Annotated in this window: 22 protein-coding genes; 11 read left to right on the top strand and 11 right to left on the bottom strand. The window is 70.2% G+C overall.

What is annotated here, in order from left to right:
- Positions 1-21: 21 nt before the first annotated feature.
- The gene (locus CEK66_RS12540) at positions 22-579 is read left to right on the top strand and encodes an adenine phosphoribosyltransferase (protein ID WP_152237136.1); all 558 of its coding nucleotides are present in this window, start codon (positions 22-24) and stop codon (positions 577-579) included.
- A gap of 134 nt (positions 580-713) precedes the next feature.
- Here the strand turns inward: CEK66_RS12540 and CEK66_RS12535 are convergent, their stop codons facing one another.
- Entirely contained in the window at positions 714-1,232 is a 519-nt protein-coding gene (locus CEK66_RS12535; RefSeq protein ID WP_152237135.1) for a hypothetical protein, read from the bottom strand.
- A complete protein-coding gene (dbpA, locus tag CEK66_RS12530) occupies positions 1,229-2,605 on the bottom strand; it encodes an ATP-dependent RNA helicase DbpA (RefSeq protein ID WP_152237134.1) in 1,377 nt (458 codons plus the stop codon). Before dbpA ends, CEK66_RS12535 begins: the two co-directional genes overlap by 4 nt.
- 135 nt (positions 2,606-2,740) lie before the next feature.
- On the opposite strand from dbpA, the gene CEK66_RS12525 reads away from it, so the two are divergent.
- The gene (locus CEK66_RS12525) at positions 2,741-4,639 is read left to right on the top strand and encodes an ATP-binding cassette domain-containing protein (protein ID WP_152181709.1); all 1,899 of its coding nucleotides are present in this window, start codon (positions 2,741-2,743) and stop codon (positions 4,637-4,639) included.
- Between the two features lie 103 nt (positions 4,640-4,742).
- Here CEK66_RS12525 and CEK66_RS12520 read toward each other — a convergent pair whose 3' ends face one another.
- Both CEK66_RS12520 and CEK66_RS12515 read right to left on the bottom strand, forming a co-directional pair.
- Complete coding sequence (locus CEK66_RS12520) at positions 4,743-5,204, bottom strand: barstar family protein (protein ID WP_017914074.1); 462 nt, start codon at positions 5,202-5,204, stop codon at positions 4,743-4,745.
- Positions 5,201-5,671, bottom strand: a complete 471-nt coding sequence (locus CEK66_RS12515) for a ribonuclease (RefSeq protein ID WP_152237133.1) — start codon at positions 5,669-5,671, stop codon at positions 5,201-5,203. The genes CEK66_RS12520 and CEK66_RS12515 overlap by 4 nt, the downstream gene beginning before the upstream one ends.
- Positions 5,672-5,966: 295 nt before the next feature.
- Here CEK66_RS12515 and CEK66_RS12510 point away from each other — a divergent pair, with 295 nt between their 5' ends.
- A complete protein-coding gene (locus CEK66_RS12510) occupies positions 5,967-6,578 on the top strand; it encodes a superoxide dismutase (protein WP_048492197.1) in 612 nt (203 codons plus the stop codon).
- Positions 6,579-7,063: 485 nt separating this feature from the next.
- Here CEK66_RS12510 and CEK66_RS12505 read toward each other — a convergent pair whose 3' ends face one another.
- The 3 genes from CEK66_RS12505 to CEK66_RS12495 form a co-directional block, all read right to left on the bottom strand.
- Positions 7,064-7,951, bottom strand: coding sequence for an endonuclease/exonuclease/phosphatase family protein (locus tag CEK66_RS12505; RefSeq protein ID WP_152237132.1), 888 nt, complete (start codon positions 7,949-7,951; stop codon positions 7,064-7,066).
- A gap of 182 nt (positions 7,952-8,133) precedes the next feature.
- Positions 8,134-10,383: a glycoside hydrolase family 3 C-terminal domain-containing protein gene (locus CEK66_RS12500; protein ID WP_152237131.1), complete on the bottom strand. Its 2,250-nt coding sequence runs from the start codon at positions 10,381-10,383 to the stop codon at positions 8,134-8,136.
- 76 nt (positions 10,384-10,459) lie between these two features.
- On the bottom strand, positions 10,460-12,232 hold the full coding sequence (locus tag CEK66_RS12495) for a M14 family metallopeptidase (RefSeq protein WP_152237130.1): 1,773 nt from the start codon (positions 12,230-12,232) through the stop codon (positions 10,460-10,462).
- Between the two features lie 168 nt (positions 12,233-12,400).
- Between CEK66_RS12495 and CEK66_RS12490 the strand changes: the two genes are divergently transcribed.
- Positions 12,401-13,957 (top strand): oligopeptide:H+ symporter, encoded by a 1,557-nt coding sequence (locus CEK66_RS12490; protein ID WP_043092250.1) that lies wholly within the window; start codon positions 12,401-12,403, stop codon positions 13,955-13,957.
- Positions 13,958-13,965: 8 nt separating this feature from the next.
- Complete coding sequence (locus CEK66_RS12485; RefSeq protein ID WP_017912452.1) at positions 13,966-14,601, top strand: rhomboid family intramembrane serine protease; 636 nt, start codon at positions 13,966-13,968, stop codon at positions 14,599-14,601.
- 153 nt (positions 14,602-14,754) lie between these two features.
- Here CEK66_RS12485 and CEK66_RS12480 read toward each other — a convergent pair whose 3' ends face one another.
- A complete protein-coding gene (locus CEK66_RS12480) occupies positions 14,755-14,961 on the bottom strand; it encodes a hypothetical protein (RefSeq protein WP_017909505.1) in 207 nt (68 codons plus the stop codon).
- 216 nt (positions 14,962-15,177) lie between these two features.
- Here CEK66_RS12480 and CEK66_RS12475 point away from each other — a divergent pair, with 216 nt between their 5' ends.
- The 3 genes from CEK66_RS12475 (at position 15,178) to CEK66_RS12465 (ending at position 17,070) form a co-directional block, all read left to right on the top strand.
- On the top strand, positions 15,178-15,462 hold the full coding sequence (locus CEK66_RS12475; RefSeq protein ID WP_017915076.1) for a GNAT family N-acetyltransferase: 285 nt from the start codon (positions 15,178-15,180) through the stop codon (positions 15,460-15,462).
- A gap of 104 nt (positions 15,463-15,566) precedes the next feature.
- Complete coding sequence (locus CEK66_RS12470) at positions 15,567-16,394, top strand: DUF3298 and DUF4163 domain-containing protein (RefSeq protein WP_150410210.1); 828 nt, start codon at positions 15,567-15,569, stop codon at positions 16,392-16,394.
- A 142-nt stretch (positions 16,395-16,536) separates the two neighbouring features.
- On the top strand, positions 16,537-17,070 hold the full coding sequence (locus tag CEK66_RS12465) for a MarR family transcriptional regulator (RefSeq protein WP_043092243.1): 534 nt from the start codon (positions 16,537-16,539) through the stop codon (positions 17,068-17,070).
- A 194-nt stretch (positions 17,071-17,264) separates the two neighbouring features.
- Here CEK66_RS12465 and CEK66_RS12460 read toward each other — a convergent pair whose 3' ends face one another.
- Both CEK66_RS12460 and CEK66_RS12455 read right to left on the bottom strand, forming a co-directional pair.
- Positions 17,265-18,047 carry a hypothetical protein gene (locus CEK66_RS12460; RefSeq protein ID WP_226978592.1) on the bottom strand — a complete coding sequence of 261 codons (783 nt, stop codon included), beginning with the start codon at positions 18,045-18,047 and terminating at the stop codon, positions 17,265-17,267.
- The gene (locus CEK66_RS12455; RefSeq protein WP_017907990.1) at positions 18,044-18,577 is read right to left on the bottom strand and encodes an RNA polymerase sigma factor; all 534 of its coding nucleotides are present in this window, start codon (positions 18,575-18,577) and stop codon (positions 18,044-18,046) included. The genes CEK66_RS12460 and CEK66_RS12455 overlap by 4 nt, the downstream gene beginning before the upstream one ends.
- Before the next feature lie 108 nt (positions 18,578-18,685).
- On the opposite strand from CEK66_RS12455, the gene CEK66_RS12450 reads away from it, so the two are divergent.
- On the top strand, positions 18,686-19,954 hold the full coding sequence (locus CEK66_RS12450) for a S8 family serine peptidase (protein WP_226978591.1): 1,269 nt from the start codon (positions 18,686-18,688) through the stop codon (positions 19,952-19,954).
- A 104-nt stretch (positions 19,955-20,058) separates the two neighbouring features.
- On the top strand, positions 20,059-20,841 hold the full coding sequence (locus tag CEK66_RS12445) for a hypothetical protein (RefSeq protein WP_152237129.1): 783 nt from the start codon (positions 20,059-20,061) through the stop codon (positions 20,839-20,841).
- A gap of 181 nt (positions 20,842-21,022) precedes the next feature.
- Here CEK66_RS12445 and CEK66_RS12440 read toward each other — a convergent pair whose 3' ends face one another.
- Positions 21,023-23,209, bottom strand: coding sequence for a M3 family metallopeptidase (locus CEK66_RS12440; protein WP_193312646.1), 2,187 nt, complete (start codon positions 23,207-23,209; stop codon positions 21,023-21,025).
- A 330-nt stretch (positions 23,210-23,539) separates the two neighbouring features.
- Here CEK66_RS12440 and CEK66_RS12435 point away from each other — a divergent pair, with 330 nt between their 5' ends.
- Complete coding sequence (locus CEK66_RS12435) at positions 23,540-24,031, top strand: glutathione peroxidase (RefSeq protein ID WP_152237128.1); 492 nt, start codon at positions 23,540-23,542, stop codon at positions 24,029-24,031.
- The last annotated feature ends 64 nt before the right edge of the window (positions 24,032-24,095 follow it).

Genomic DNA, 24,095 nt, shown 5'->3' with positions numbered 1-24,095 from the left:
CCCACGCCATACGACTGTGCGATGAACGATTCCTCCTGCTGCGGCGCGCCCAGCGACGCACCGGCCCACTGGTCCGGCCGCATCCGCGATATCGCCGATTTCCCGAAGCCGGGCATCGTGTTCAAGGACATCACGCCGCTGCTGGCCGACGGCCCGGATTTCGCCTCGGCGCTGGATGAGATGGCGCGTCCGTGGCGCACCACGCCGCTGCAGGCGGTGCTGGGCATCGAGTCGCGCGGCTTCATCCTGGGCGCGGCGCTGGCGCACGAACTGCGTACGGGCTTCGTGCCGGTGCGCAAGCCAGGCAAGCTGCCGGGCAGGACGGTGACCCAGGAGTACGCGCTGGAGTACGGCAGCGACCGCATCGAAATGCACGCCGATGCGCTGCCGGTCGGTTCGCGCGTGCTGCTGGTCGATGACGTGCTCGCCACCGGCGGCACCTTGCGCGCGGCCCTGGCGTTGGCGCAGCAACTGGAACTGGAAGTGGTCGGCGCCGCGGTACTGGTGGAACTGCAGGCGCTGCGTGGACGCGATCGCTGGAGCGAGACCTTGCCGCTGCTGGCGACGCTGACGTACTGAGCACGGCCACTGCTCATGGCAGCGCAGGTGGCGCGGCCGGGGATCGACGCATTGGGCGCGGCCGCGGCGCACATGCATCGTGGCGATCGCGCATGGCGCGGGCGACGCCTGACGCTGCAACCGCAGGCACCGTGTCAGGTCGGGTAGATCACCGTTTCCAGGCTGGGGTCCGCATGCGCGGCGGCATGGCTTAGGTGGCCATCGAACGGACCGACCTTGCAGATCCGGCCGTCGTCGGCGAACACCAGCTGCAGTCCGTGTTCGGCTTCCCAGCCGCAGTTGCATTCCAGGCTGATGCGCAGGCGGCCGTCGCGGTAGCGGCTGACGTAGGCTTCGCTGCCGAACTGCACGTGCGCCCATATTTCGTCGGGACCGGCGATGTCCGGGCACGGCCATCCGTACTTGGCGCACAGCGCCTGCGTGTGCGTGTAGTAGGCGAACACGTGCGGCGCGGCGGCGGCGAAGACCGCGGCGTCGAGTTGCAGGAACGTCGCAATGGCGGACGCGGCGTCGGCCGGGATGTCGCCGGCGGCGCAGTCCTCCAGGATGAAACAGCAGGTATGGTGCATCCACGCCACCGGCACCGCCTCGCTCCACAGGCTGCCGTCCTCGTCCGGGCGCAGCGACGCCAGGACCTGCTGCGCCGCGCTCACAGCTTGGCGACCCGGAACCGGCGGCCCTTGATCTTGCCGGCCTGCAGCTGCGCCAGCGCCTTGCCGGCATGGGCGCGGGCGATGGCGACGTAGGAGCGGGTGGGGTAGATGGCGATCTTGCCGATCGCCGCGCCGGACAGCCCGGCATCGCCGGTCAGCGCGCCGAGGATGTCGCCGGGACGTAGCTTGTCGGTCTTGCCGCCGTCGATGCGCAGGGTGACCATCGCCGCTTGCGGCAGCTGCGCCGGCCGTGCGGTGGCCAGCGGTGCGCGCGACCAGCGCAGCGGTTGGCCCTGCTCGGTTTCCAGCGCCTGCGCGCGCGCGGTCTCGCGCGGCGCCACCAGGCTCAGGGCCAGGCCGTGCTTGCCGGCGCGCGCGGTGCGGCCGATGCGGTGGCGGTAGGTCTCGGTGTCGGTCGGCAGTTCGTAGTTGATCACCGCCGCCAGGTCTTCCACGTCCAGCCCGCGCGCGGCCACGTCGCTGGCGACCAGCACGTTGCAGCTGCGGTTGACGAAGCGCACCAACACCTCGTCGCGGTCGCGCTGTTCCATGTCGCCATGCAGCGCCAGCGCGGAGAAGCCGAACTGCTGTAGCGAGCCGGCGACCTCGTCGACCTCCTTGCGGGTGTTGCAGAACACCACGCTGGATTCGGGAGTGAAGCGCAGCAGCAGGCCGGCCACCGCCTTCTGCCGGTAGGTGGGGTCGACCTCGAAGAACTGCTGGTCGATCTCCGGCGCGCTGTCGGCGCCTTCGACGGTGATTTCCGCCGGTTCCTTCAGCAGGTCCCGCGCCAAGGCGCGGATTTCCTCGGGGAAGGTGGCCGAGAACAGCAGGCTCTGCCGGTGCTTGTCGCAGCGGCTGGCGATCTCGCGGATCGGCTCCTCGAAGCCCATGTCGAGCATGCGGTCGGCCTCGTCCAGCACCAGCGTGCGCACCCCGCCCAGGTGCAGCGCGCGCTTGCGCGCCAGCTCCTGGATCCGGCCGGGCGTGCCGACCACCACCTGCGGGTCGTGCGCCTCCAGCGAGGCCAGTTGCGGCGCCAGCGGCATGCCGCCGGTCAGCACCACCAGTTTCATGTTGGGAATGCCGGTGGCCAGCTTGCGCAACTGCTTGCCGACCTGGTCGGCCAGTTCGCGGGTCGGGCACAGCACCAGCGCCTGCGCGCGGCTCAGCGCCGGATCCAGCTTGTGCAGCAGGCCCAGGCCGAACGCCGCGGTCTTGCCGCTGCCGGTGGGCGCCTGCACGATGACGTCCTGGCCGGCCAGGATCGGCGGCAGGCTCTGCGCCTGCACCGGGGTCATGCGGGTGTAGCCGAGCGCGTCGATGCCGGGCCCGAGCGCCGGGGAAAGGGAGAGGGTGGCGAAATCGTTCATGCGGCATTTTAGCTGGTGGGGCCGGGACTCGGGACCCGGGACCCGGAACGTCAACAGCAAAAGGGCATTTCGACTCGCACGACGCGCCGCTTTTTGCTTTCCGGGTCCCGGGTCCCGGGTCCCGTACAATACGGCATGCCTCTTATCACTCTGCAGAACCTCGACTACAGCGTCGGCGGCCCCTTGCTGCTGGAAAAGACCGACCTGTCGATCGAGCCGGGCGAACGCATCGCCCTGATCGGCCGCAACGGCGCCGGCAAATCCACCCTGATGAAACTGATCGCCGGCGAGCTCAAGCCCGACGACGGCGAGGTCCGCGTGCAGCAGGGCGTGCGCATCGCCCGGCTGGAACAGGAGGTGCCGCATGGCGCCGCCGGCAGCGTGTTCGACGTGGTCGCCGACGGCCTGGGCGAACTCGGCCATTGGCTGGCCGAGTTCCATCGGCTCAGCCATGCCGCCGAATTCGACGGCGATGCGCTGGGCGCGGTGCAGTCCAAGATCGATGGCGCCAATGGCTGGGCCCTGGACCAGCGGGTCAACGAGACCCTGACGCGGCTGGAACTGGACGGCGACGCCGAATTCGCGCGGCTGTCCGGCGGCATGAAGCGCCGCGTATTGCTGGCGCGCGCGCTGGTCTCGGCGCCGGACCTGTTGTTGCTGGACGAGCCCACCAACCACCTCGACATCGAGGCCATCGACTGGCTGGAAGGCTTCCTCAAGGGCTGGAACGGCAGCGTGGTGTTCGTGACCCACGACCGGCGTTTCCTGCGTGCCCTGGCCACGCGCATCGTCGAGATCGACCGCGGCCAGGTCAGCAGCTGGCCGGGCGACTGGGCCAACTACGAGCGCCGCCGCGAGGAGCGGCTCAATGCGCAGGCGCAGGAGAACGCGCGCTTCGACAAGCTGTTGGCACAGGAAGAAGTGTGGATCCGCCAGGGCATCAAGGCCCGGCGCACCCGCGACGAGGGGCGTGTGCGGCGGCTGGAAGCGATGCGCCGCGAGCGCACCCAGCGCCGCGAACTCGGCGGCAACGTGCGCATGGAGGCCGCGCAGGGCGAGTCCTCCGGCAAGAAGGTGATCGAGGCCAAGGACCTGAGCTTCGCCTTCGGCGCGCGCAGCATGGTGCGCGACTTCTCCACCACCATCCTGCGCGGCGACCGTATCGGCCTGATCGGCCCCAACGGCAGCGGCAAGACCACGCTGCTGAAGCTGCTGCTGGGCGAACTGACCCCGGACCAGGGCGAAGTGCGCGCCGGCACCAATCTGCAGGTGGCGTATTTCGACCAGTACCGCGCCACCCTGCGCGAGGACTGGAGCGCGATCGAGAACGTGGCCGAGGGCCGCGACTTCATCGAGGTCAACGGCAAGCGCAAGCACGTGCACGCCTACCTGCAGGACTTCCTGTTCACCCCGGAGCGTGCGCGCGCGCCGATCACCCGCCTGTCCGGCGGCGAGCGCAACCGCCTGCTGCTGGCGCGGCTGTTCGCGCAGCCGTCCAACCTGCTGGTGATGGACGAACCGACCAACGACCTGGACGTGGAAACCCTGGAGCTGCTGGAAGAACTGCTCGGCGACTACAGCGGCACGCTGTTGCTGGTCAGCCACGACCGCGACTTCATCGACAACGTGGTCACCTCGACCATGGTCATGGAAGGCGACGGCCGCATCGGCGAATACGTCGGCGGCTACAGCGACTGGGTACGCCAGCGCCCGGCGACGCCGGCCAGCGCGATGGCGGTGGCCAAGGCCTCGGCCACCGCGGCGGCGACCACGCCGGTGGCGGCCGCTGCAGCGGCGCCGGCGCCCGCGCCGGCCAAGCGCAAGCTCAGCTACAAGGACGCGCGCGAACTGGAGCAGTTGCCGGCGCGGATCGAAGCGCTGGAACAGCAGGTCGCGGCGCTGACCGAGGCGATGGCCGACCCGGCGTTCTATCAGCGCGACGCGGCGGCGGTGACCGCGCACACCCAGGCCTTGAGCCAGGCGCAGGCGGACCTCGATGCGGCGTATGCGCGGTGGAGCGAGCTGGACGGGTGAGAAACCGGGGCCCGGGACCGGGGACCCGGGACCCGGGACCCGGCAAAGCAATGGCAAATCAAGCAAGTGGCATTGGTTCCCGCAGGACGCGCTGGCAACGGCGCTAGGCGGGATCCTGCTCTTCCGGGTCCCGGGTCCCCGGTCCCGGATCCCGGCTGCCGCCCACGAACGCGACGAAGCTGACGCCGTCCTGCGCCCACTCGCGGGCGACGTCGTCGAGGATGTCCAGCAGCACGTCGAAGGCCGGCTGCGCCACCGCCTGCAACTGCCCGGCGTCCTCCAGCAGCAGCGCGTAGCCGCGCGGGGAGGGTAGCCAGGACAGGTCGCGCAGGCCGTCGGTCAGCGCGTCCCAGTTGCGGCCGAAGCCGGGCGGGAAGTCGAGCTGCGCGGCCAGCCGCATCAGCAGCATGGCCTTGCCGGTGCAGCCGTGCAGGTCGATCCGGCACAGCCGCAGGCCGGCGTCGCGGGCCAGGGCGGCGACGCTGTCCAGGTCGCGGTTGGCGACGCGGTAGACGCCGGAGGCGGCCGGCTCGGCCAGGTTCAGCGCGAACGGGAAGCCGCTCATCGCGCCGGCCCCGCGCCACCGACCTGGAAGCTGCGGAAACTGGCGTAGTGGTCGTCGCTGTAATACCAGACTTGCGGCGGCGTGCCGCCGGTGACGATGCGGCGCGTGCCGCGATGAGACAGGCCTGGCGTATCGACGGTGTACTCGCGGTAGTAGCCGCGCGGTTGCGCCGGCAGCCGGTTCTCGCGGTTGCCGAACACGCTGCCGTCCTGGCGATGCGGGAACGGGCCGCCGCGCTGGATCAATGCCACCGTGGCGCGGGCTTCGGGCGGCAGGAATGCGGGCAGCTCCGGCGCCGCGGCATCCGATGCCGCGGCTGCCTTGCCGGGCGCGGTGTACGGCGCCTGTGCGGCCGCGTCGAGCGAGGGCGCGAATTGCTGGTGCGGCGGATGCTGCAGTCCGCGGATGCCCCACAGCCCGCCCACCAGCAACACGATGGCGGCGATCAACAGCACGGGCTTGCGCATGGACTCTCCTGCAGGAACGGCGGCGGCGCGCGGCATGGCGCCATCGCGCACAGTATGGGCCGGCCTGCCTGTTCCCGCTCTAAACGCCACCGGTCACGGTGGTGACTCGTGCGATTCACATCCGACTAACCGGGGCGTGGGGCATGGTAGGCGCCGATTCGCAAGGCCGGCCGGCACCGCCGCCGCGGGATGGGACGATGTTTCCCCAGCCGCGCCCTTGGTAAGGTCGCCGACCGTCCCTACCATTGCTCACGCAACGCTCGTCCTTTCGACGGCGAAAGTCCAGGAGAACCGCATGGCCTACACCCTCCCCAAGTTGCCCTACGCCTACGACGCGCTGGAACCGCACATCGATGCGCAGACGATGGAGATCCATCACACCAAGCATCACCAGACCTACATCAACAACGTCAACGCCGCGTTGGAAGGCACCGAGTACGCCGACCTTCCGATCGAGGCGCTGGTGTCCAAGCTGAAGTCGCTGCCGGAGAACCTGCAGGGCCCGGTGCGCAACAACGGTGGCGGCCATGCCAACCACTCGCTGTTCTGGACGGTGATGGCGCCCAACGCCGGCGGTACCCCCAGTGGCGACGTCGGCAAGGCGATCGACAGCGAGCTGGGCGGCTTCGACAAGTTCAAGGAGGCCTTCACCAAGGCTGCGCTGACCCGCTTCGGCAGCGGCTGGGCCTGGCTGAGCGTCACCCCCGACAAGAAGCTGGTGGTCGAGAGCACCGCCAACCAGGACAGCCCGCTGTTCGAGGGCAACACCCCGATCCTGGGCCTGGACGTGTGGGAACACGCCTACTACCTGAAGTACCAGAACCGCCGTCCGGACTACATCGGCGCGTTCTTCAACGTGGTCGACTGGAAGGAAGTGGAGCGCCGCTACCACGCCGCGATCGGCTGATCGCGCGCCAGCGCTGCACCATGAAGAAGGCCGGGTTCGCCCGGCCTTTTTTTGTGTGGATGCCAGGCACACGCGCTGGAAGTGCGGGTGGGGCGTGGCTGCCAGGTTGCTACGCTTCCCTCGCGCGCGTGACCGGCGTGCTTCAGCAGCGATGGCGGCCTATGCCGCATTGGCCGCCGCTTGCGCCGCTGCGTCGTCAGGGCGCGCTAAACCTTTGGCGTGCAGGCGCAGGAGCGGCTTCAGGGCAGCTCTGCCAACGACGAAAGACAACTGGCAGCAGCGGCTTCAGCCGCGATGGGCGTTACCGGGAATGCTTTGTCGCGGCCGAAGACGCTCCTGCAGATGACGCTGTGCGTGACGAAAGCAGGGAATCGGCGATGCCCGATCGTTCCGGTCCGATGGCATGCCGATGCCGATCCACCCCCATGCGCCGCATCGCAAGGCGGTGATCGCACGGCGCGCGAACGTGCCCAGCCTGCCGTCCGCTATGGCGCCGGTTGCAGCGATGTCGGTATCGGGTCCAGCGGTTGCAGTGCCATCAGCAGGCCGCGCGTGCCGGCCACGGGCAGGCCGGGCGCCGGCGCGAGCAGGCGTGCGCCGTGCAGCGGGCGGAAGTGGCCGCGTTCGAAGAACACGTGGTCGGCGGCCGCCGCCGTGCCGGGCGCACGCACGTCGATCCGGTTACGCGCCGCTTCGCCGCGTACGCTGCCGTCCTCGAAGCGCACCGCCAACGGCGCCAGCTCGGGCGCGCGCGCCGCCGCAAAGAAGCCACCGGCCAGCAGCGAGGGCACGCCCTCGGCGGTGGCATCGATCCAGGCCATCAGGTCCTCGGCCTGTTCGCGGCGGCTGGCGCCGCCGTCGCGCGTCGCGTGCAGGCGGGTGAAGTACAGGTTCACCGGCTGCCCGTGCAGGTCCACCCGTACCAGGCCGGCGACGCTGTAGTCCTCCAGCGGATGCAGCAAGGTCTCGGCCTCTTCCAGCACCGGCAGGCGGGTCAGCAGCGCATTGCCGCGGCGTTGCGGCCGGCTCGGCGGATCGGGGCTGATGAAGTGGCAGTGGTAGCCCAGGCGCGCGGCCAGCCATTGCGCCTGGTTCGGCATCTCCGGCGTCTGCAGCACCTCCTGCAGGGCGATGGCGTCGGGATGCAGGCGCTGCAGGGCCACGGCAATGCGCTCGCGGCGCGCGATCCAGTCGTCGCCGTCCTGCGTGGCGCGCGGATCCGGGGCGAGCGTGAGCGTGACCACGGTGAGGGCGGCGTCCGCCGTGGCCGAGGCCGTCGGCACCGCGTCCGCCGCCACGTGCGCCTGCGCCAATGCCGCCACGGCCAGCAACAGCCAGCCGGTGCGATGCCATTGGAAGACGCGGGGAGTCATGCGGGCGATGCTACGGCGCAGCGTCTCAGGGTTGCGTATACAGCCGATGGTGCTGCGGCGTCCGCCACACAATCGGTGCCGCGCAGGTGGCAATGACGAACATCGCCCCACCTCCGGCGCGCACAGGCGCGGAGGCGGGGCGGGGACCGGTACACACGGCGCGCGTGCGCCGCGCGCCTCGGTCAATGTTGCAGCACGCCGTCCTTCAGGTGCAGCGGCGCGCGCGCCTCCACCTGCGTCGCCGAACGGCCCAGCAGCACCTCGTAGTCGCCGGCGACGATGTGCCAATGGCGCTGCTTCGGATCGTAATCGGCCAGGGTCTTGGGCTCGGCGACGATGCTGACGTGGCGGCTCTCGCCCGGCTTGAGCAGCACCTTGTCCCAGCCGACCAGGCGGATCGGGGTGTGGTGGCCCTGCGGCAGGCGCAGGTACAGCTGCGGCACGTCGGCCCCTTCACGATCGCCGGTGTTGCGCACGTCGAAGCTGGCGACGACATGGCGACCGTCGGCCTGCACCTTGAAGTTGCTGTAGGCGAACGTGGTGTAGGACAGGCCGTAGCCGAACGGATACACCGGCTCCAGACCGCGTGCGGCGAACCAGCGATAGCCGACGTTGGCGCCTTCGATGTTGTAGTCGACGTTGCTGCCGGCCGGTTGCGCCGGCTTGAAGCCCAGGCCGGGAATCGACGGCCGCGGCAGTTGCGACACGTCGCGCAGCCAGGTGACCGGCAGGCGGCCGGACGGGTTGACCTCGCCCAGCAGCAGCCGCGCCAAGCCTTCGCCACCGCGGATGCCCGGGTACCAGGCTTCCAGCACCGCCGGCACCTGCTGCAGCCACGGCAGGGCGACCGGGCCGTTGGTCTCCAGGACCACCACGGTCTTCGGGTTGGCCTTGGCCACGCCGGCGATCAGCGCGTCCTGCTTGTCGGGCAGGGCGATGTCCGGCAGGTCCACCGACTCGGCCGACCATTGCGTGGCGAACACGATGGCCACCTCGGCTTCGCGCGCGAGCTTGGCCGCCGCCGCCGGGTCGTCGCCGCTGGCGTAGTCGATCTGCGCGTCGGGCAGGGCCTTGCGTAGCGCCTGCAGCGGCGAGGACGGATGGAACATCACCGGGCCCGGCCAGGTGGTCGGGGCGATCCCCGGCACCGCGTTGCCGCCGTTGACGGTGATGCCGACCATCGAGGAGCCGCCGCCGCCGATCACGCCCTTGTCGGCATGGCCGCCAATCACCGCGATGCGGCGCAGGTTGCGCGACAGCGGCAGCAGCTTGCCCTCGTTGCGCAACAGCACCGTGCCTTCCTCGACCACGCGCTGCACGGCCAGGCCGCCGGCGGCGTCGTCGATCGGCTGGTGCTGCGGCGGGTTGTCGAAGCTGCCGGTGGCGATGAAGGCGCGCAGGATGCGCTTCACCATGTCGTCCAGGCGCGCCTGCGGCACGGTGCCGGCGGCCACCGCCATGCGCAGCGGCTGGTCGAAATACACCGCCTTGTCGAACACTTCGCCGGCCGACTGCTGGTCCAGGCCGGCCAGCGCCGCCTTGGAGCCGCTGTGCACGCCGCCCCAGTCGGACATCACGTAGCCGGGGAACTTCCATTCCTGCTTCAGCACCTGGTTGAGCAGGTAGTCGTGCTCGCAGCCGTACACGCCGTTGATGCGGTTGTAGGAGCACATCACCGAGCCGGGCTGGCCGATCTTCAGCGCCAGCTCGAAGGCCAGCAGGTCCGACTCGTGCATGGCCTGTTCGCCGATGTCGGCGCTGTGGGTGTTGCGCCCGGTCTCCAGGTCGTTCATCGCGAAGTGCTTCATGGTCGAGACCACGTGCTGGCTCTGCACGCCGCGGATTGATTCGCCGACCATCGTGCCGGCCAGCAGCGGATCCTCGCCGGCGTACTCGAAGTTGCGGCCGTTGCGCGGGTCGCGCTGCAGGTTGACGCTGCCGGCCAGCAGCACGTTGAAACCCTGCTGCCAGGCCTCGCGGCCCATGGTGGCGCCGCCGGCGAAGGCCAGTGCGCGGTTCCAGGTGGCGGCGGTGGCCGGGCCGGAGGGCAGCGCGGTGGCGTGGTCGCCGGGGCGGATGTTGCCGGGATTGGTCACGCCGAGGCCGGCATCGGCCAGTTGCTGCGACGGGATGCCCAGCCGTTCGATCGCCGGCACGTAGCCGGCCGAGCCGAGCGCACCGGCCGGCTTCGGGCCGCCGTCCTTGCCCAGGCCGAAGTAGCTGTGCAGCATCTGGAACTTCTCGTCCGGGGTCATCGCCTGCACCAGCAGCGCGGCGCGCCGGTCCGGCGACAGGTTGCGGTCGTTCCACGGGCGCTGCGCAGCGGCGGCGTTCGGCGTGGACGCCGTGCCCGCGGCCGCCGCCGGCGGCGCGGCGACGGCAGGCGAGGCCAGCGCGAGGGTCAGGCAAAGGGATCCTGTAAACGTTTTCATATCGGGACGAACAGCCTCTTCAGCAGATGACGGGAAGGCGCATCGGGGGGAGTCGGGGGGAGGGTGGAACCGCGCGTCAGGACGGTGCTTCGTCGCTGCGCATGACCGGGTACAGGCGGTAGCGCTCGTCCCAGGAACTGTGGCGGCGGTAGAAGAACTCCAGCCGCGCCTGCGGATCCTTGGCGAAGGCCGCGTCGTGTTCGAGCTTGTCCTCGAACTCGGCCTTGAGCGCCGGATCGCTGGCCAGCATCTGCCGCGCCACGTCCTCGGCGACGTAGTCTTCCATGTACTCGGCGCGCTCGAACGCGCTGTTGAACTCGCCCCATTGCAGCAGCGAGTCCGGCGCCTGCGGTTCCAGCAGCGCCATCAACAGCCGCGCCTTGGGCTGGGCGATCGGCACGAACAGCGCGCCGGCGCCGACGGCGCGGGTCTCCGGCTTCCAGGCGCCGGCGACGCTGAGCCGCTGGTGGCCTTCGGACGAGCGGGCGGCGAAGCTGGCGGTGTCGGCGCGGAAGGTCTGCACCGGCAGGGTGGCGTCGTGCTCCAGCGTGCGGAAGGCGATGCCGTGCTGGCGCAGCTTGGTGCCGACCAGGGCGGCCTGCGCCGCCGGCACCAGGTAGCCAGCGCGCGGCGCCGCGACTTCCACGCTGGGCACGATCTGGTCGCGCAGCGGCACGCGCCAGAGTTGCGGGGTGCGCTCGTCGTAGCGGGTCATCAGCGCGCCGGACACCGGCGAGGGCGTGCGCGTGTAGGCATAGCCGCGGAAATCCACCAGATGCGAGGCGTCGGTGGTGCGGTAGTCCAGCGCCACGGTCTTGCCACCCAGGGCCTGCGCACGGGTGTCGGCCGCCAGCGCGTCGGCGCGCCACTGCGCACCATGCCGCGCCACCTGCTGCAGCACCGAGACGATGGTGTTGCGGGTGATGCGCACGCGCTCGGGGTAGCGCTTCCACGAATGCGTTTCCACCAGCATGCCGAAGCGGTTGCGCAGCTGGAAATAGCCGTGCGAGAAGCGCGGCGTCGGCACCCCGTCCTCGAAGCCGGAGGCAGGGTCGTCGTTGACCACGAAGGAGGGGTAGTAGGGCAGCGGCAGCGAGCCCTGCCGCTTCAGATCGGCCAGCACGCTGTCGCGCAGGCGCAGGCCGTCGCCGCGCAGCGCGGTATCGCCGGCGTGCAGCGGTTCCACCTGGATCGACACGTCGTGCTCGAACTGCGCGCCGTCGGTGACGTGCAGATCCACATACACGAGCGGGTCCCACTGCTCGACCAGGCGCAGCATCGCCTGCATCTCCGGCGCGTCGGCCTTGACGTAGTCGCGGTTGAGGTTGAGGTTCTGCGCGGTGGTGCGCCAGCCCATCTGTTCCGGACCACGCTGGTTGGGCCGGTTCCAGGCGCCGAAGCGCTCGTGCCCGTCGACGTTGAACACCGGCACGAACAGCCACACCTGCTTGTCCAGCGCGCCGCGCGCGGCCTGGCCGTCGAGCAGTTGGCGCAGCGCCAGGAAGCCGGCGTCCTTGCCGTCGATCTCGCCGGCGTGGATGCCGCCCTGGATCAGCACTACCGGCAGCTTGCGCGCCTGCGCGGCCGCCGGATCCAGTGCACCTGAGGTCGACACCGCCAGCGCCTTCATCGGCCGGCCTTCCGGGGTGGTGCCGAAGTCGAAGCAGCGCACCGCTTGCGGATAGTGCTGCGCGAAGGCATCGCACAGCGCGATGGTTTCGGCGTAGCGGCCGGTGCGCGCGAATCCGCTGCGCTCGGCTTCGGTGGACAGGCCCGCCTCGCTGGCCAGCGACGGCATGCTGCACAGCAGCATCGGCAGCAACAGGGTGGCCAGCCAGGGTCGGATCATCTCGGCACCGTCTCGGGACAGGCCCCCATGATGCGGGCAGCGCGCCGATTGCGAAAGCACCTAGGGCGTGTCCTAGCGGTTCGATTCGCCGGAACGATCGGGTAACCTTCTGAAAATTTTGCCTGGACGAGGGCCCGTGAGCAGCCAAGCCACCACGAGACACGCCGCATGAGCGCGGCGCAGGAGCGCACCGCCGCGCGCATGCCGCGGCAGATTCCGTACATCATCGGCAACGAGGCCTGCGAGCGCTTCAGCTTCTACGGGATGCGCAACATCCTGGTGCAGTTCCTGATCACCTCGCTGCTGCTGCAGGAAATGACGGCGCCCGGCCGCGAGGCCGAAGCCAAGCACATCATGCACAGCTTCATGATCGGCGTGTACTTCTTCCCGCTGCTCGGCGGCTGGCTGGCCGACCGCTTCTTCGGCAAGTACAGCACCATCCTCTGGTTCAGCCTGATCTACTGCGTGGGCCACCTGTGCCTGGCGCTGTTCGAGGGCCATCGCAACGGCTTCTTCCTCGGCCTGGGCCTGATCGCGCTGGGCGCGGGCGGGATCAAGCCGCTGGTGGCCTCGTTCATGGGCGACCAGTTCGACCAGGGCAACAAGCACCTGGCCAAGGTGGTGTTCGACGCCTTCTACTGGATCATCAACTTCGGCTCGCTGTTCGCTTCGCTGCTGATCCCGCTGGCGCTGAAGAACCTGGGGCCGGCGTGGGCGTTCGGCATCCCCGGCATCCTGATGCTGGTGGCGACCCTGGTGTTCTGGGCCGGGCGTCACCGCTACGTGCGCGTGCCGCTGCCGCCCAAGGATCCGCACGGTTTCGCCCAGGTGGTGCGCACCGCGCTGCTGCGGCAGGCGCCGGGGCAGGGGCGTCCCGGCCTGGCCCTGGCCGGCGTGGCGGTGCTGCTGGCGCTGGCGACGTTCGCCCTCGTGCCGACCCTGGGCCTGGTGATCTGCCTGTGCCTGGCGCTGGTGTTGCTGCTGGCCGGCATCGGCGGCGGCACCTGGTGGCAACTGGAGCGCGCCCGCGCGCTGCATCCGGATGCGGCGGTGGACGGCGTGCGCGCGGTGCTGCGGGTGCTGGTGGTGTTCGCGCTGGTCACCCCGTTCTTCTCGCTGTTCGACCAGAAGGCCTCGACCTGGGTGCTGCAGGGCCAGCAGATGCAGATGCCGGCGTGGTTCAGCGCCTCGCAGATGCAGGCGCTGAACCCGGCGCTGGTGATGCTGCTGATCCCGTTCAACAACCTGGTGCTGTATCCGCTGCTGCGCCGCCGCGGCTACGAGCCGACCGCGCTGCGGCGGATGACCGCCGGCATCGCCTTCAGCGGCCTGGCCTGGATCGTGGTCGGCACGCTGCAGGTGATGATGGATGGCGGCGACGCCCTCTCCATCGCCTGGCAGATCCTGCCGTACGCGCTGCTGACCTTCGGCGAAGTGCTGGTCTCGGCGACCGGCCTGGAATTCGCCTACAGCCAGGCGCCGCAGTCGATGAAGGGCGTGGTGATGAGTTTCTGGAACCTCACCACCACCGTCGGCAACCTGTGGGTGCTGCTGTCCAACGCGGCGGTGCGCAACGACCGCGTCACCGCGCACATCGGCAGCACCGGGCTCAGCGAGACCGCGTTCCTGATGTTCTTCTTCGCCGCCTTCGCGTTCGTCGCCGCACTGCTGTTCGGGCTGTACGCGCGCCGCTACCGCATGGTCGACCACTACCGCCCCGCCTGAGACCCCGCATGCCCTCCGTCACCCCCGTCAACCTGATCCTGATCGTCCTCACCGTGCTGGTGTCGTGGGCGGCGTTCAACAACCGCCGGCTGCTCGACCGGCTGATCCTGTGGCCGCCGGCGATCGACCGCCACAAGCAGTACGATCGGCTGGTGACCTACGGCTTCATCCACGCCGATTTCCCGCACCTGCTGTTCAACATGGTCACGCTGTACTTCTTCGGCGGCCCGATCGAGGTGCTGATGGAGCGGCTGACCGGCAACATGCTGGTGTACCCGCTGTTCTACCTGTCGGCGTTGGTGGTCTCGATCCTGCCCAGCTACCTGAAGAACCAGAAGAACCCCAACTACATGAGCCTGGGCGCCTCCGGCGCGGTGTCGGCGGTGCTGTTCGCCTTCATCCTGATGGCACCGTGGACCGGGATCTTCTTCTTCTTCATCCCGATTCCGATTCCCGCCATCCTGTATGCCGTGTTCTATGTCGGCTACAGCATCTGGATGGACCGCCGCGGCGGCGACAACGTCAACCACAGCGCGCACCTGGCCGGCGCGGCGTTCGGCGTGATGTTCCTGCTGATCATGGAGCCGTCGGTGCTGCAGCACTTCCTGGGCGAGCTGGCGAACCCGCGCTTCGGGCGCGGCTGATCCGCGACGCGGTGGCGTCCGCACGGGCGTGCGGCGCCGCGCGATCGGCACATCTCTCATTCGCTGCGCTGGGTATGCGCCGTGGCGCCGATGCGGTCGTGGGCACGCATCGCGCATGGGGCAGGTGGCGGTCCGTCAGGCCGCCCTCTGTGTTCAGCGGGTCTGCTGCCCGCGCAACTGCACCTTGGCGCTGCCGATGGCGGCGTTCTCGTAGGTGCGCTTGAGGCGCTGGTAGACCTCGTCGTCGAGCTGCTGGAACTCGCCGCCCTGGTGGTCGCCGCTGACCGACAGTTGGAATAGCCCTTCCAGCAAGGAGGCGTTGTGGTCGCCCTGGTCGTATTTGCTCTCGGTCTCGCTCATGCGCGTGGTTCCCTGTTGGATCGCTGCGTGATGGGAGGTGCAACTCCCATGCCAGGTTTTCGGCCTGTCCTGGCGGTATCGGCCGCGCGCGGCACGACTTGAGCGGCGTACGGCTGACGCGCCGCGTCGGCGGCGTGACGCCCTGGGGCAGGTGTTTCACATCGCCGCGGCAAGCCGCAGCGGACACTGCCTGCTCCGCGACACATTCCACTTCCCATGTCCGTACCGAACGTCCCGATCGCGCACGATCCGCAGCAGCACCGCTTCAGCCTGCAGGTCGACGGCCACCGCGCCGAACTCGACTACGTGCTGGAGCAGGGGCGCATGGTCATCACCCACACCGGGGTGCCTGGCCCGATCGGCGGGCGCGGGCTGGCGGCGCAACTGGTCGCCGCCGCGCTGGACCATGCGCAGGCACAAGGCTGGAAGGTGGTGCCGGCGTGTTCGTACGCGGCCGTGTTCATCCAGCGGCATCCGCAATACGCGGCGCTGCTCGATTGAGCATCGGGCACCGCAACGGCGCGATAATGCGCGCCACTTTTACAGGCATTGCAGGAACAGGGGCAGTCGACGTGAGCAGGGCAGAGGCGATGGGCAACGGGCGGATGGCATGGACGGCACTGGCGGTCGCCGCGGCGCTGGCACTGGCCGGCTGCAAACGCGAGGAACCGGCCGCCGTACCGGCGCCCGCCGCGGCACCGGCACAAAGCGAGGCTTCCGCGGCGCCGGAGCCGGCGCAGACCACACCGCCGGAACTGAAGGACATCGTCGAACACAGCCCCAGCTATGTGGTCGGCATCACTTTTCCGCCGTCGATCAACCGCTACCCCGGACTGGCCGAGGCGGCCAACCGCTACGCGCAGAGCGCGCGCAGCGAGCTGATGGAAGCGGTCGACGGGCTGGGCAACGATCGCCCGCGCGCGCCCTACGAACTCTCGCTGCAGTTCGAGATGCTGCTGGAGCGTCCGGACCTGGTCGCGCTGAGCGCCGACGGCAGCCGCTACACCGGCGGTGCGCACGGCGAACCGCTGGTGGCGCGTTGGGTGTGGCTGCCGCAGCAGCAGCGCATGCTCACCGCCGAGACACTGATCCCGGATGCGTCGCACTGGAAGCAGGTGGCCGGCTACGTTGCCGCGCAGCTGCGCCAGGCGGTGCAGACGCGGGTGGATGCCGAACAGGTGCCGCCGGAGGACCAGGACGAGCAGGTGCGCAGCGCCAGCAAGATGATCGCCGAAGGCACCGAGCCGCAGCCCGGCAACTTCAGCCAGTTCCAGCCGTTGGTCGACGCGGCGGGCAAGATCACCGCCTTGCGTTTCGTGTTTCCGCCGTACCAGGTGGGGCCGTACGCCGATGGCACGCAGACGGTGGACGTGCCGGCCAGCGTGCTGCGCGAGCTGGTGGCACCGGAATACGCGCCGCTGTTCGCCGCCTGAGCGGTGGCCGGCGCGCCAGCGCGCGTCGGCGTCGGCGTGCGGTGCACCGCGTCGACAGCATGCGGGAACGCAACGCGTGCCCTCGTCGGAACGATGCGCAATGGGTAGCATTGGCGGCTACCCCACTTGCAATCGATTTCTTATGGGCAGTTTCGATCAGACCGAGCGGCGCGTGGCGCACACCTGCGCGCGCTATCCGGCCTTCCCGCGCGAGCCCGCCGTCCTGGTCCGGCTGGTCAAGCACCTGTACAAGCGCGTGCATGCCAACGCCAGCGGCGTGCTAAAGGAGTACGGCATCAGCCCGCCGGAGTACGAGATCCTGATGATGCTGTACGGCACGCCCGAGCAGTGCATCACCCCCACCGAGGTGGCCGAGGCCGCCAGCGAGAAGCCGGCCAACATCACCCGTCTCACCGACAGCCTGTGCAGCAAGGGGCTGCTGTCGCGCACGGCCAGTCCGGAAGACCGGCGCAAGGTTGCGCTGACCCTGCAGCCGGCCGGCATCGCCCTGATCGAACGCTTGCTGCCGGACGTGTGTGCGTTCCTGGAGACGGAAACCGCGGCACTGGATGCCGGCGAGCAGCAGCAACTGGAGAGACTGCTGAAGAAGATGCTGGCCGGCATCGACGGCCTCGACGCTGCCACCGAGTCGAAGACGCAGGCGGCGCTGCCCTGAGGGCAACCTCGAAGAAGGTGCGTCCGCGGCATCGAGCGTGAATCGATGCGCTGCAGGAGCGGCTTCAGCAGCGACCGGCGTTTCGGAAACGCGCGTCGCGGCTGAAGCGGCTCCTGCCGGACGCGTTCCGGTGTGCTTCGGAGGCGTTCTAGGCGCGTTGCCCATCCCAAAGCAGGCAGGACATCGGCCTGTTCCTAGCGCCAGCCGCGTGCGCGCGCGCGCTGTTCGCCGTCGGCATCCAGCGCCTCGCCGGCGATGCGCGCATCCACCGCCTGAAGCACCGCGGCCGGCATCGGGCTGGCCGCCATGCGCATGCCGCCGCCGTCTTCGCGTTCGCCGGCGGGCGCCAGCAGTTCCACCCGCCATGCACCGTCGCGCTGGCAGGCCAGGCCGGCGTTGGCGTTGGACAGCGCGAAGGTGCGGCAGTAATGGCCGTCGCGATCGCGGAAGCTCAGGCCGATGCGCACGCTGCCCTGGGACTGGCCGGACAGCTGCTGCGTCAGCGCCTGCGCCAGCGCGCCCTCGGCGACGCTCCCCTGGGCCGCCGCGACCGTCGGGCCGTGCGCATCGCCCTGCGGCAATTGCCGCTGCGCGATCCACAGTCCCAGCAACAGCGCCGCCGCCAAGGCCGCCGGCAGCGCCCAGCGGCGCCGCGCACGCGGCCGCAGCGGCGTCGGCCGGCTTGCCTGCGCCGTCGCATGGATGGGTGAGGGCGGCCGCGCCGCGACAGCGGTGTCCTGGCCGGGCGCGTCGGCCGGCCGTGCACGCGCGGCGGCGAGCAGGCGCGCGGGCACCGCTTCGTCCAGCACCGGGGCGAAGCCGGCGCGCAGCCGCGCCTGCAGGCTGCGCAGCCGCTCCAGGGCCTGTGTCAGCTGCGGGTCGCTGCGCAACGCCGCTTCCACCTGGGCGGCCTGCGCCGCATCCAGTTCGCCGTCGGCGTAGGCCTGCAGCGTGAGTGCGTCGATCGTGGTGTTCATGCGGTCGCCTCCAGTGATGCCTGCAGGGCTTCGCGCCCACGCGCGAGCCGGCTGGTGAGTGTGCCGAGCGGAATCTCCAGCACCGCCGCGGCATCCTTGTAGGACAGGCCTTCGATCAGCACCAGCGCGATCGCCAGGCGTTGTTCCTCGGGCAGGCCGGCCATCGCGGCCTGCACCGCCATCCAGTCCTGCTGCCGCTCCAGCGGCGTGTCGCCGACGTGTTCGCCCTCGGCGGCATCGACGAACACCTGCCGCCGTCGCCGCTGCGCCCGCACCTCGTCGATCCAGGCGTGGCGGATGATGCCGTACAGCCAGTACTGCAGCGGCGTCTCCGGCCGCCATTGCCCGGCGCGGCGCAGCGCGCGCTCGATCGCGATCTGCAGCAGGTCGTCGGCGTCCTCGCGATGGCCGGCGACGGCACGCGCGAAGCGCCGCAACTGCGGCAGCAGGGTACAGATGCCGTCGCCGACGGCGGCCGTGGGATCGGCGTGCATGTCGGTGATACGTTCGGCGGAGGGGTTTTCTTCCATGGGCGCGGCGCGGCGTTCACCGCGTGTCGGGATGGCAGGATTAGTGTGGCACGCCAACAGGGGCGGACAACGGAGCGGGGCATGGCGACGGGCAGACGAATGCGCTGGATGGCCGTGGCATGGCTGGCGGTGGCGACACCAGCGTTGGCGCAGCTGGCGCTGCCGTCGGCCGGCGGGTTGGTGCAGGACATCACCCAGGGCATGCAGGGCGGCATGAATCGGGTGGGGGAGTCGCTGCAGGATGCGCGCGGCGAGGTCGAACGGCTGCGGCTGAAACGCCTGCAGGCGCTGCTGCGCAGCGATCCGCGCGGGCTGGAGCGCGACGAGGGCGGCGCGGTGGTGATGCGCGGGCAGGTGGTGGCGCTGGAGCCGGATCCGGCGGCGCTGCAAGCGGCGCAGGCGGCCGGCTTCGCCGTGCTGGAGCAGCGCAGCTTCGGCGAATTCGGCCTGCGCCTGGTGGTGCTGCAGGTGCCATCGGGCCTGTCCACGCGCCGCGCGCTGCAGCAGCTGCGCGAGCGCGATCCGCAGGGCGATTACGACTACAACCACGTTTACAGCGGATCGGCAGCGACGCCGCCGGCACCCGCCAGCGCCTCCGCCGCTCCGGCCGCCGCAGGGGCCGCGGCGGGCGGCTTCGTGGTGGGGCTGATCGACAGCGGCGTGGACGCCGCGCATCCGGCGCTGGCCGGCGTGCAGGTGCAATCCTGGGGCTGCGACGGGCAGGTGCGCGCGCAGCCGCACGGCACGGCGGTCGCCTCGCTGCTGGCCGGACGCGCGGTGGCGCACGGGCCGTTGGCGCGCACCCTGTATGCGGCCGACATCTACTGCGGGCAGGCCGATGGCGGCACCGTGGTCGAGCTGGTCGGGGCACTGGCATGGATGGCGCAGCAGCAGGTGCCGGTGATCAACATCAGCCTGATCGGCGGCCCCAACCGTGCGCTGCAACTCGCCGTGCAGCGCATGCTCGCGCGCGGCCACGTGCTGGTCGCCGCGGTGGGCAACGACGGCCCGGCGGCACCGCCGCTGTATCCCGCGGCCTATCCTGGGGTGATCGGCGTCACCGCGGTGGATGCGCGTGCGCGGGTCTTGCCGGAGGCGGGGCGAGGGCCGCAGGTGGCCTTCGCCGCGGTCGGCGAACTGATCGCCGCGGCACCGCAAGGCCGCTGGCAGACGCAGCGCGGCACCTCCTTCGCCGCGCCGCTGGTGGCGCGGCTGGCGGCGCAGGCACTGTCGCAGCCGAATCCGCAGGCGGCCGCGCAGGTGCGCACGCAGTTGCAGGCGCAGGCGCGCGATCTCGGTGCGCCCGGCACCGATCCGGTGTACGGCGCCGGGCTGCTCGGCGCGGACCTGCCGCTGCAGCGCGCGCCGGGCGGCTGAACGCATTCTGTCTGCGTCCCGCCTGCACGGGATGTTCTGCGTCGCTCGATTCGTAGGGAGACATGAGAGCCGCAGATGGCCTGCGGCGACACGAGGAGAATGCGATGAACGGCAAGACTCTGTTGGCGAGCGCGGTGCTGGTGGCGTCGGTGGCGCTGACCCCGGGCGTGGCCGGCGCGCAGTTGCTGGGCGGTGCGGGCAGCGTGGGCGGTGCGGTCAACGGCACCCTGGGCGGCCTGGGCGGGGGCAGCCTCGGCGGCAACGGCATGGGCGCAGGCCGCCTGGACGCCGGTGTTCCGCTGGATCGCGCCCGCAGCGGCATCGAGCAGTCGTCACATCGTGCGCGGATGGCGGCGCAGCGGGCGGCGGCGCGTGGCGCGGCCACCGCGGACGGCGCGGCGCAGACCGCCGGCGCTGCGGTGAACCAGGGCCGCACGCTGACCGGCAATGCCGCCGCCAGCGGCAGTGCGGCGGCACGCAGCGCGGCCGGTAGCGCGATGGGCCAGGCCGACGGCGCGCTCGGCGCGGCGACCAGCGCGGCCAATCCCACGGCGGCGCTGGCGACGGCCGGCAATGCCGCCGGTGCAGTCAATGGCGTGACCGGTAACGGTGCTGCGTCGACTGCGGCCGGTAACGGCAGCGGCAACGGCGCCGCCAGCGGCGGCAGCCTGCCGACGGTGCCGGCGCTGTCCGGCAGCGGCAGTGCCAATGGTGCGGCCAGCGGCAGCGCCTCGCACAGCGCGGGCACGCATGGCGGGTCGGTGTCGGGCCAGGCGGGTGCGGGCGGCCAGGGCGGTGCGCAGGCCGGTAGCGGTCAGGCGCAGGGGCAGGCCGGCGGCAATGCTTCGCTGGGTGCCAGCATCAACGCCTCCAGCGACGGCCAGTAAGCCGCTGACGGCCACGCGCGGCGTACCGCGCGTCGCCATCGCGACGGCAGGCTGAAAAACACGACGCCCGGCTGAGCCGGGCGTCGTGCGTGTTGCGTTCTGCGGTCGGTCGCGGGTGTGTTCCGCTGTGACGTCGTCGCGACGTGGCGGCACGGCCGCACGGGCCGTGCCGCGCTGCGCCTCAGCGTGCGCTCGGCGTCGCCGCCGGCGTGGCGTTGAGGCCGCGCTTCTCCAGCAAGGGTTCGATCTGCGGCGCGTGCCCGGCGAAGTCCTGGAACAACTGCATCGCATCCACGCTGCCGCCGCGCGAGAGCAGGGTCTTGCGGAAGCGGTCGCCGTTGGCGCGGCTCAGCCCGCCGTGCTGCTTGAACCACTGCTGGGTGTTGGCGTCCAGCACCTCGGCCCAGATGTAGGCGTAGTAGCCGGCCGCGTAGCCGCCCATGATGTGGCTGAAGTACGGCGTGCGGTAGCGCGGCGGCACCGGCGCATAGGCGATGCCGTCGGCGGCCAGCGCCTTGGCCTCGAAGTCCATCACGCCCGATGCCGGCGGCACCTGGCCGGCGCCCAGCTGGTGCCAGCGCTGGTCGAGCATCGCCGCGCCCAGGTACTCGGTGGTGGCGAAGCCCTGGTTGAACTTGGCGGTGGCCACCACCTTGTCCAGCAGTGCCTGCGGCATCGGCGCGCCGCTCTGGTAGTGCTTGGCGTAGTGCTTGAGGATGGCCGGATCATCGGCCCACATCTCGTTGACCTGCGAGGGGAACTCGACGAAGTCGCGCGGCACGCTGGTGCCGGAGAAGTACGGGTACTTCACGTTCGAGAACATGCCGTGCAGCGCATGGCCGAACTCGTGGAAGGCGGTGGTGACCTCGTCCCAGGTCAGCAGGGTCGGTTGCCCGGCCGGCGGCTTGGGGATGTTGAGGTGGTTGGCGACCACCGGCTTGTCGCCGGTCAGCGCCGACTGCGACACGTAGGAGCTCATCCAGGCGCCGCCGCGCTTGGATTCGCGCGCGTACATGTCGGCGATGAAGATCGCCAACTGGCTGCCGTCGGCGTCGAACACGTCGTAGACCAGCACGTCGTCGCGGTAGGTCGGCAGGTCGGTGCGCTGCTTGAAGGTCAGCCCGTACTCCTGGTTGGCGGCGTAGAACACGCCGTTCTCCAGCACGTTCTTCAGTTCGAAGTAGGGCTTGAGCTGGGACTCGTCGAAGTCGTACTTGGCCTGGCGCACCTTCTCGCTGTAGTAGGCCCAGTCCCAGGCCTCGAGCTTGAAGCTGGGCTTGCCGGCTGCTTTCTGCTCCTGGTCGATCATCGCCTGCAGGTCGGCTGCCTCGCGCTTGGCGTTGGCCACCGCGGCCGGGGCCAGCTTGCCGAGCATCGCGTTGACCGCTTCGGGGGTCTTGGCGGTCTGGGTTTCCAGCGAGTAGGCAGCGTGGTTCGGATAGCCGAGCAGCTTGGCGCGGTCGGCGCGCAGGGTCATGATCCGCGACACCAGCGCGGTGTTGTCGTACGGGCCGCCGTGGCTGCCGCGCGACACCGAGGCTTCGTAGATCTTCTGCCGCAGGGCGCGATCCTTGAGCTGGGCCAGCGGCGGCTGGCCGGTGGTGTTGAGCAGGGCGATCACGTACTTGCCGTCGAGCTTGCGCGCCTTGGCCGCTTCGGCGGCCGCGGCGATCTGCGCGTCGGACAGGCCGTCGAGCTGCTTGACATCGTCCACCACCACCGCGGCGGCGTTCACTTCGGCCAGCACGTTCTGGCTGAACTTGGTGCCCAGTTCGGCCAGTTCGGCGTTCATCGCCTTGAGCTTGGCCTTGTCGGCGTCGTTGAGCTTGGCGCCGTCGCGGACGAAGTCGCTGTGGTACTTCTCGATCAGGCGCACGCCCTCCGCGTCCAGACCGAGCTGGTTGCGGGTGTCGTACAGGGTCTGGATGCGTGCGAACAGCTTGGGATTGAGCGCGATCGCGTCGCGGTGCGCGGCCAGCTTGGTCGAATAGTCGGCCTGCAGTTTCTTGCGGGTGTCGTTGGTGTCGGCGCCGACCAGGTTGAAGAACACGGTGGTGGCGCGGTCCAGGATCTGCCCACTCTTCTCCATCGCCACGATGGTGTTGTCGAAGGTCGGTTTGGCGGTCTGATCGGCGATGGCCTGCATTTCCTTCAGCTGCTGCGCCATGCCGGCGTCGAACGCGGGCGCGAAATCGCTGTCCTTGATCTTGTCGAACTGCGGGTAATGCAGCGGCAGCGGACTTTCGGCGAAGAACGGGTTGGCCTGCGTGGCCGCCGTGGCGGCGGTGGGCGTGGTGGCCGGAGCGGCGTAGGCGGGCATGGCGAGTCCGAGCGTGGCGGCGAGGGCAAGGGCGAGGCGAGAGGTCATCAAGCGGTATCCGCAATCATGGTGATCGGGCAGGCTACCCCAGGGCGGCAGGCGTGACCCGTGACGAAAGCCATGGGAGCGCTGCAGCATCGGCGCTTGTTTCCCAGGGCTTTGCGGCATCTGGCGTGAACCTTGATGCAGTGCGCTCTTCGGCGTGGCTGTGCCGGTGCAGTCACGCCTCGGTGGTGCGCTGGCGGTGTATTGCTGGTTCGCGCGGACGTCTGCGACGCGGCCTCGCGCATCGGCTGCGGCCCGCTGGCGACGCCTGCGGCCACCGCGTAGCATCGCCTCGACCCAGCGCCGCTGCGGCGCGCCGCACCACGAGGATCCATGGATACGCCGACCACCGCCTACGCCTTCACCGCGACCACGCTCGACGGGCAGGCGCAGCCGCTCGCCGAGTACGCCGGCAAGGTGCTGTTGATCGTCAACGTCGCCTCCAAGTGCGGTTTCACCCCGCAGTACGCGGGGCTGCAGGCGCTGTGGCAGCGCTACCGCGAGCGCGGGCTGGTGGTACTGGGCTTTCCCTGCGACCAGTTCGGCCACCAGGAACCGGGCGATGCCGCCGAGATCCGCCAGTTCTGTTCGCTGAGCTACGACGTGGATTTCCCGATGTTCGCCAAGGTGCAGGTCAACGGCGACGGCGCGCATCCGCTGTGGCGCTGGCTCAAGCAGCAGAAATCCGGGCTGCTTGGCATCGCCGCGATCAAGTGGAATTTCAGCAAGTTCCTGGTCGGCCGCGACGGCCAGGTGCTGGCGCGTTATGCGCCGACCGACAAGCCGGAAGCGCTGGCCGACGAGATCGAGCGGGCGCTGGGGTAACGATTCGGCCGAGGACGCTCGGCGTGGTCTTGAATGCTGGATGCTTGCTCTTGTGGGAGGGACT

It is taken from the genome of Xanthomonas sp. LMG 12460 (genome assembly GCF_009192895.1).
In the GTDB taxonomy this organism is placed as follows: domain Bacteria; phylum Pseudomonadota; class Gammaproteobacteria; order Xanthomonadales; family Xanthomonadaceae; genus Xanthomonas_A; species Xanthomonas_A sontii.
The sequence above is the reverse complement of the archived record's forward strand: the minus strand, read 5'-3'. Positions and strand labels throughout refer to the sequence as shown.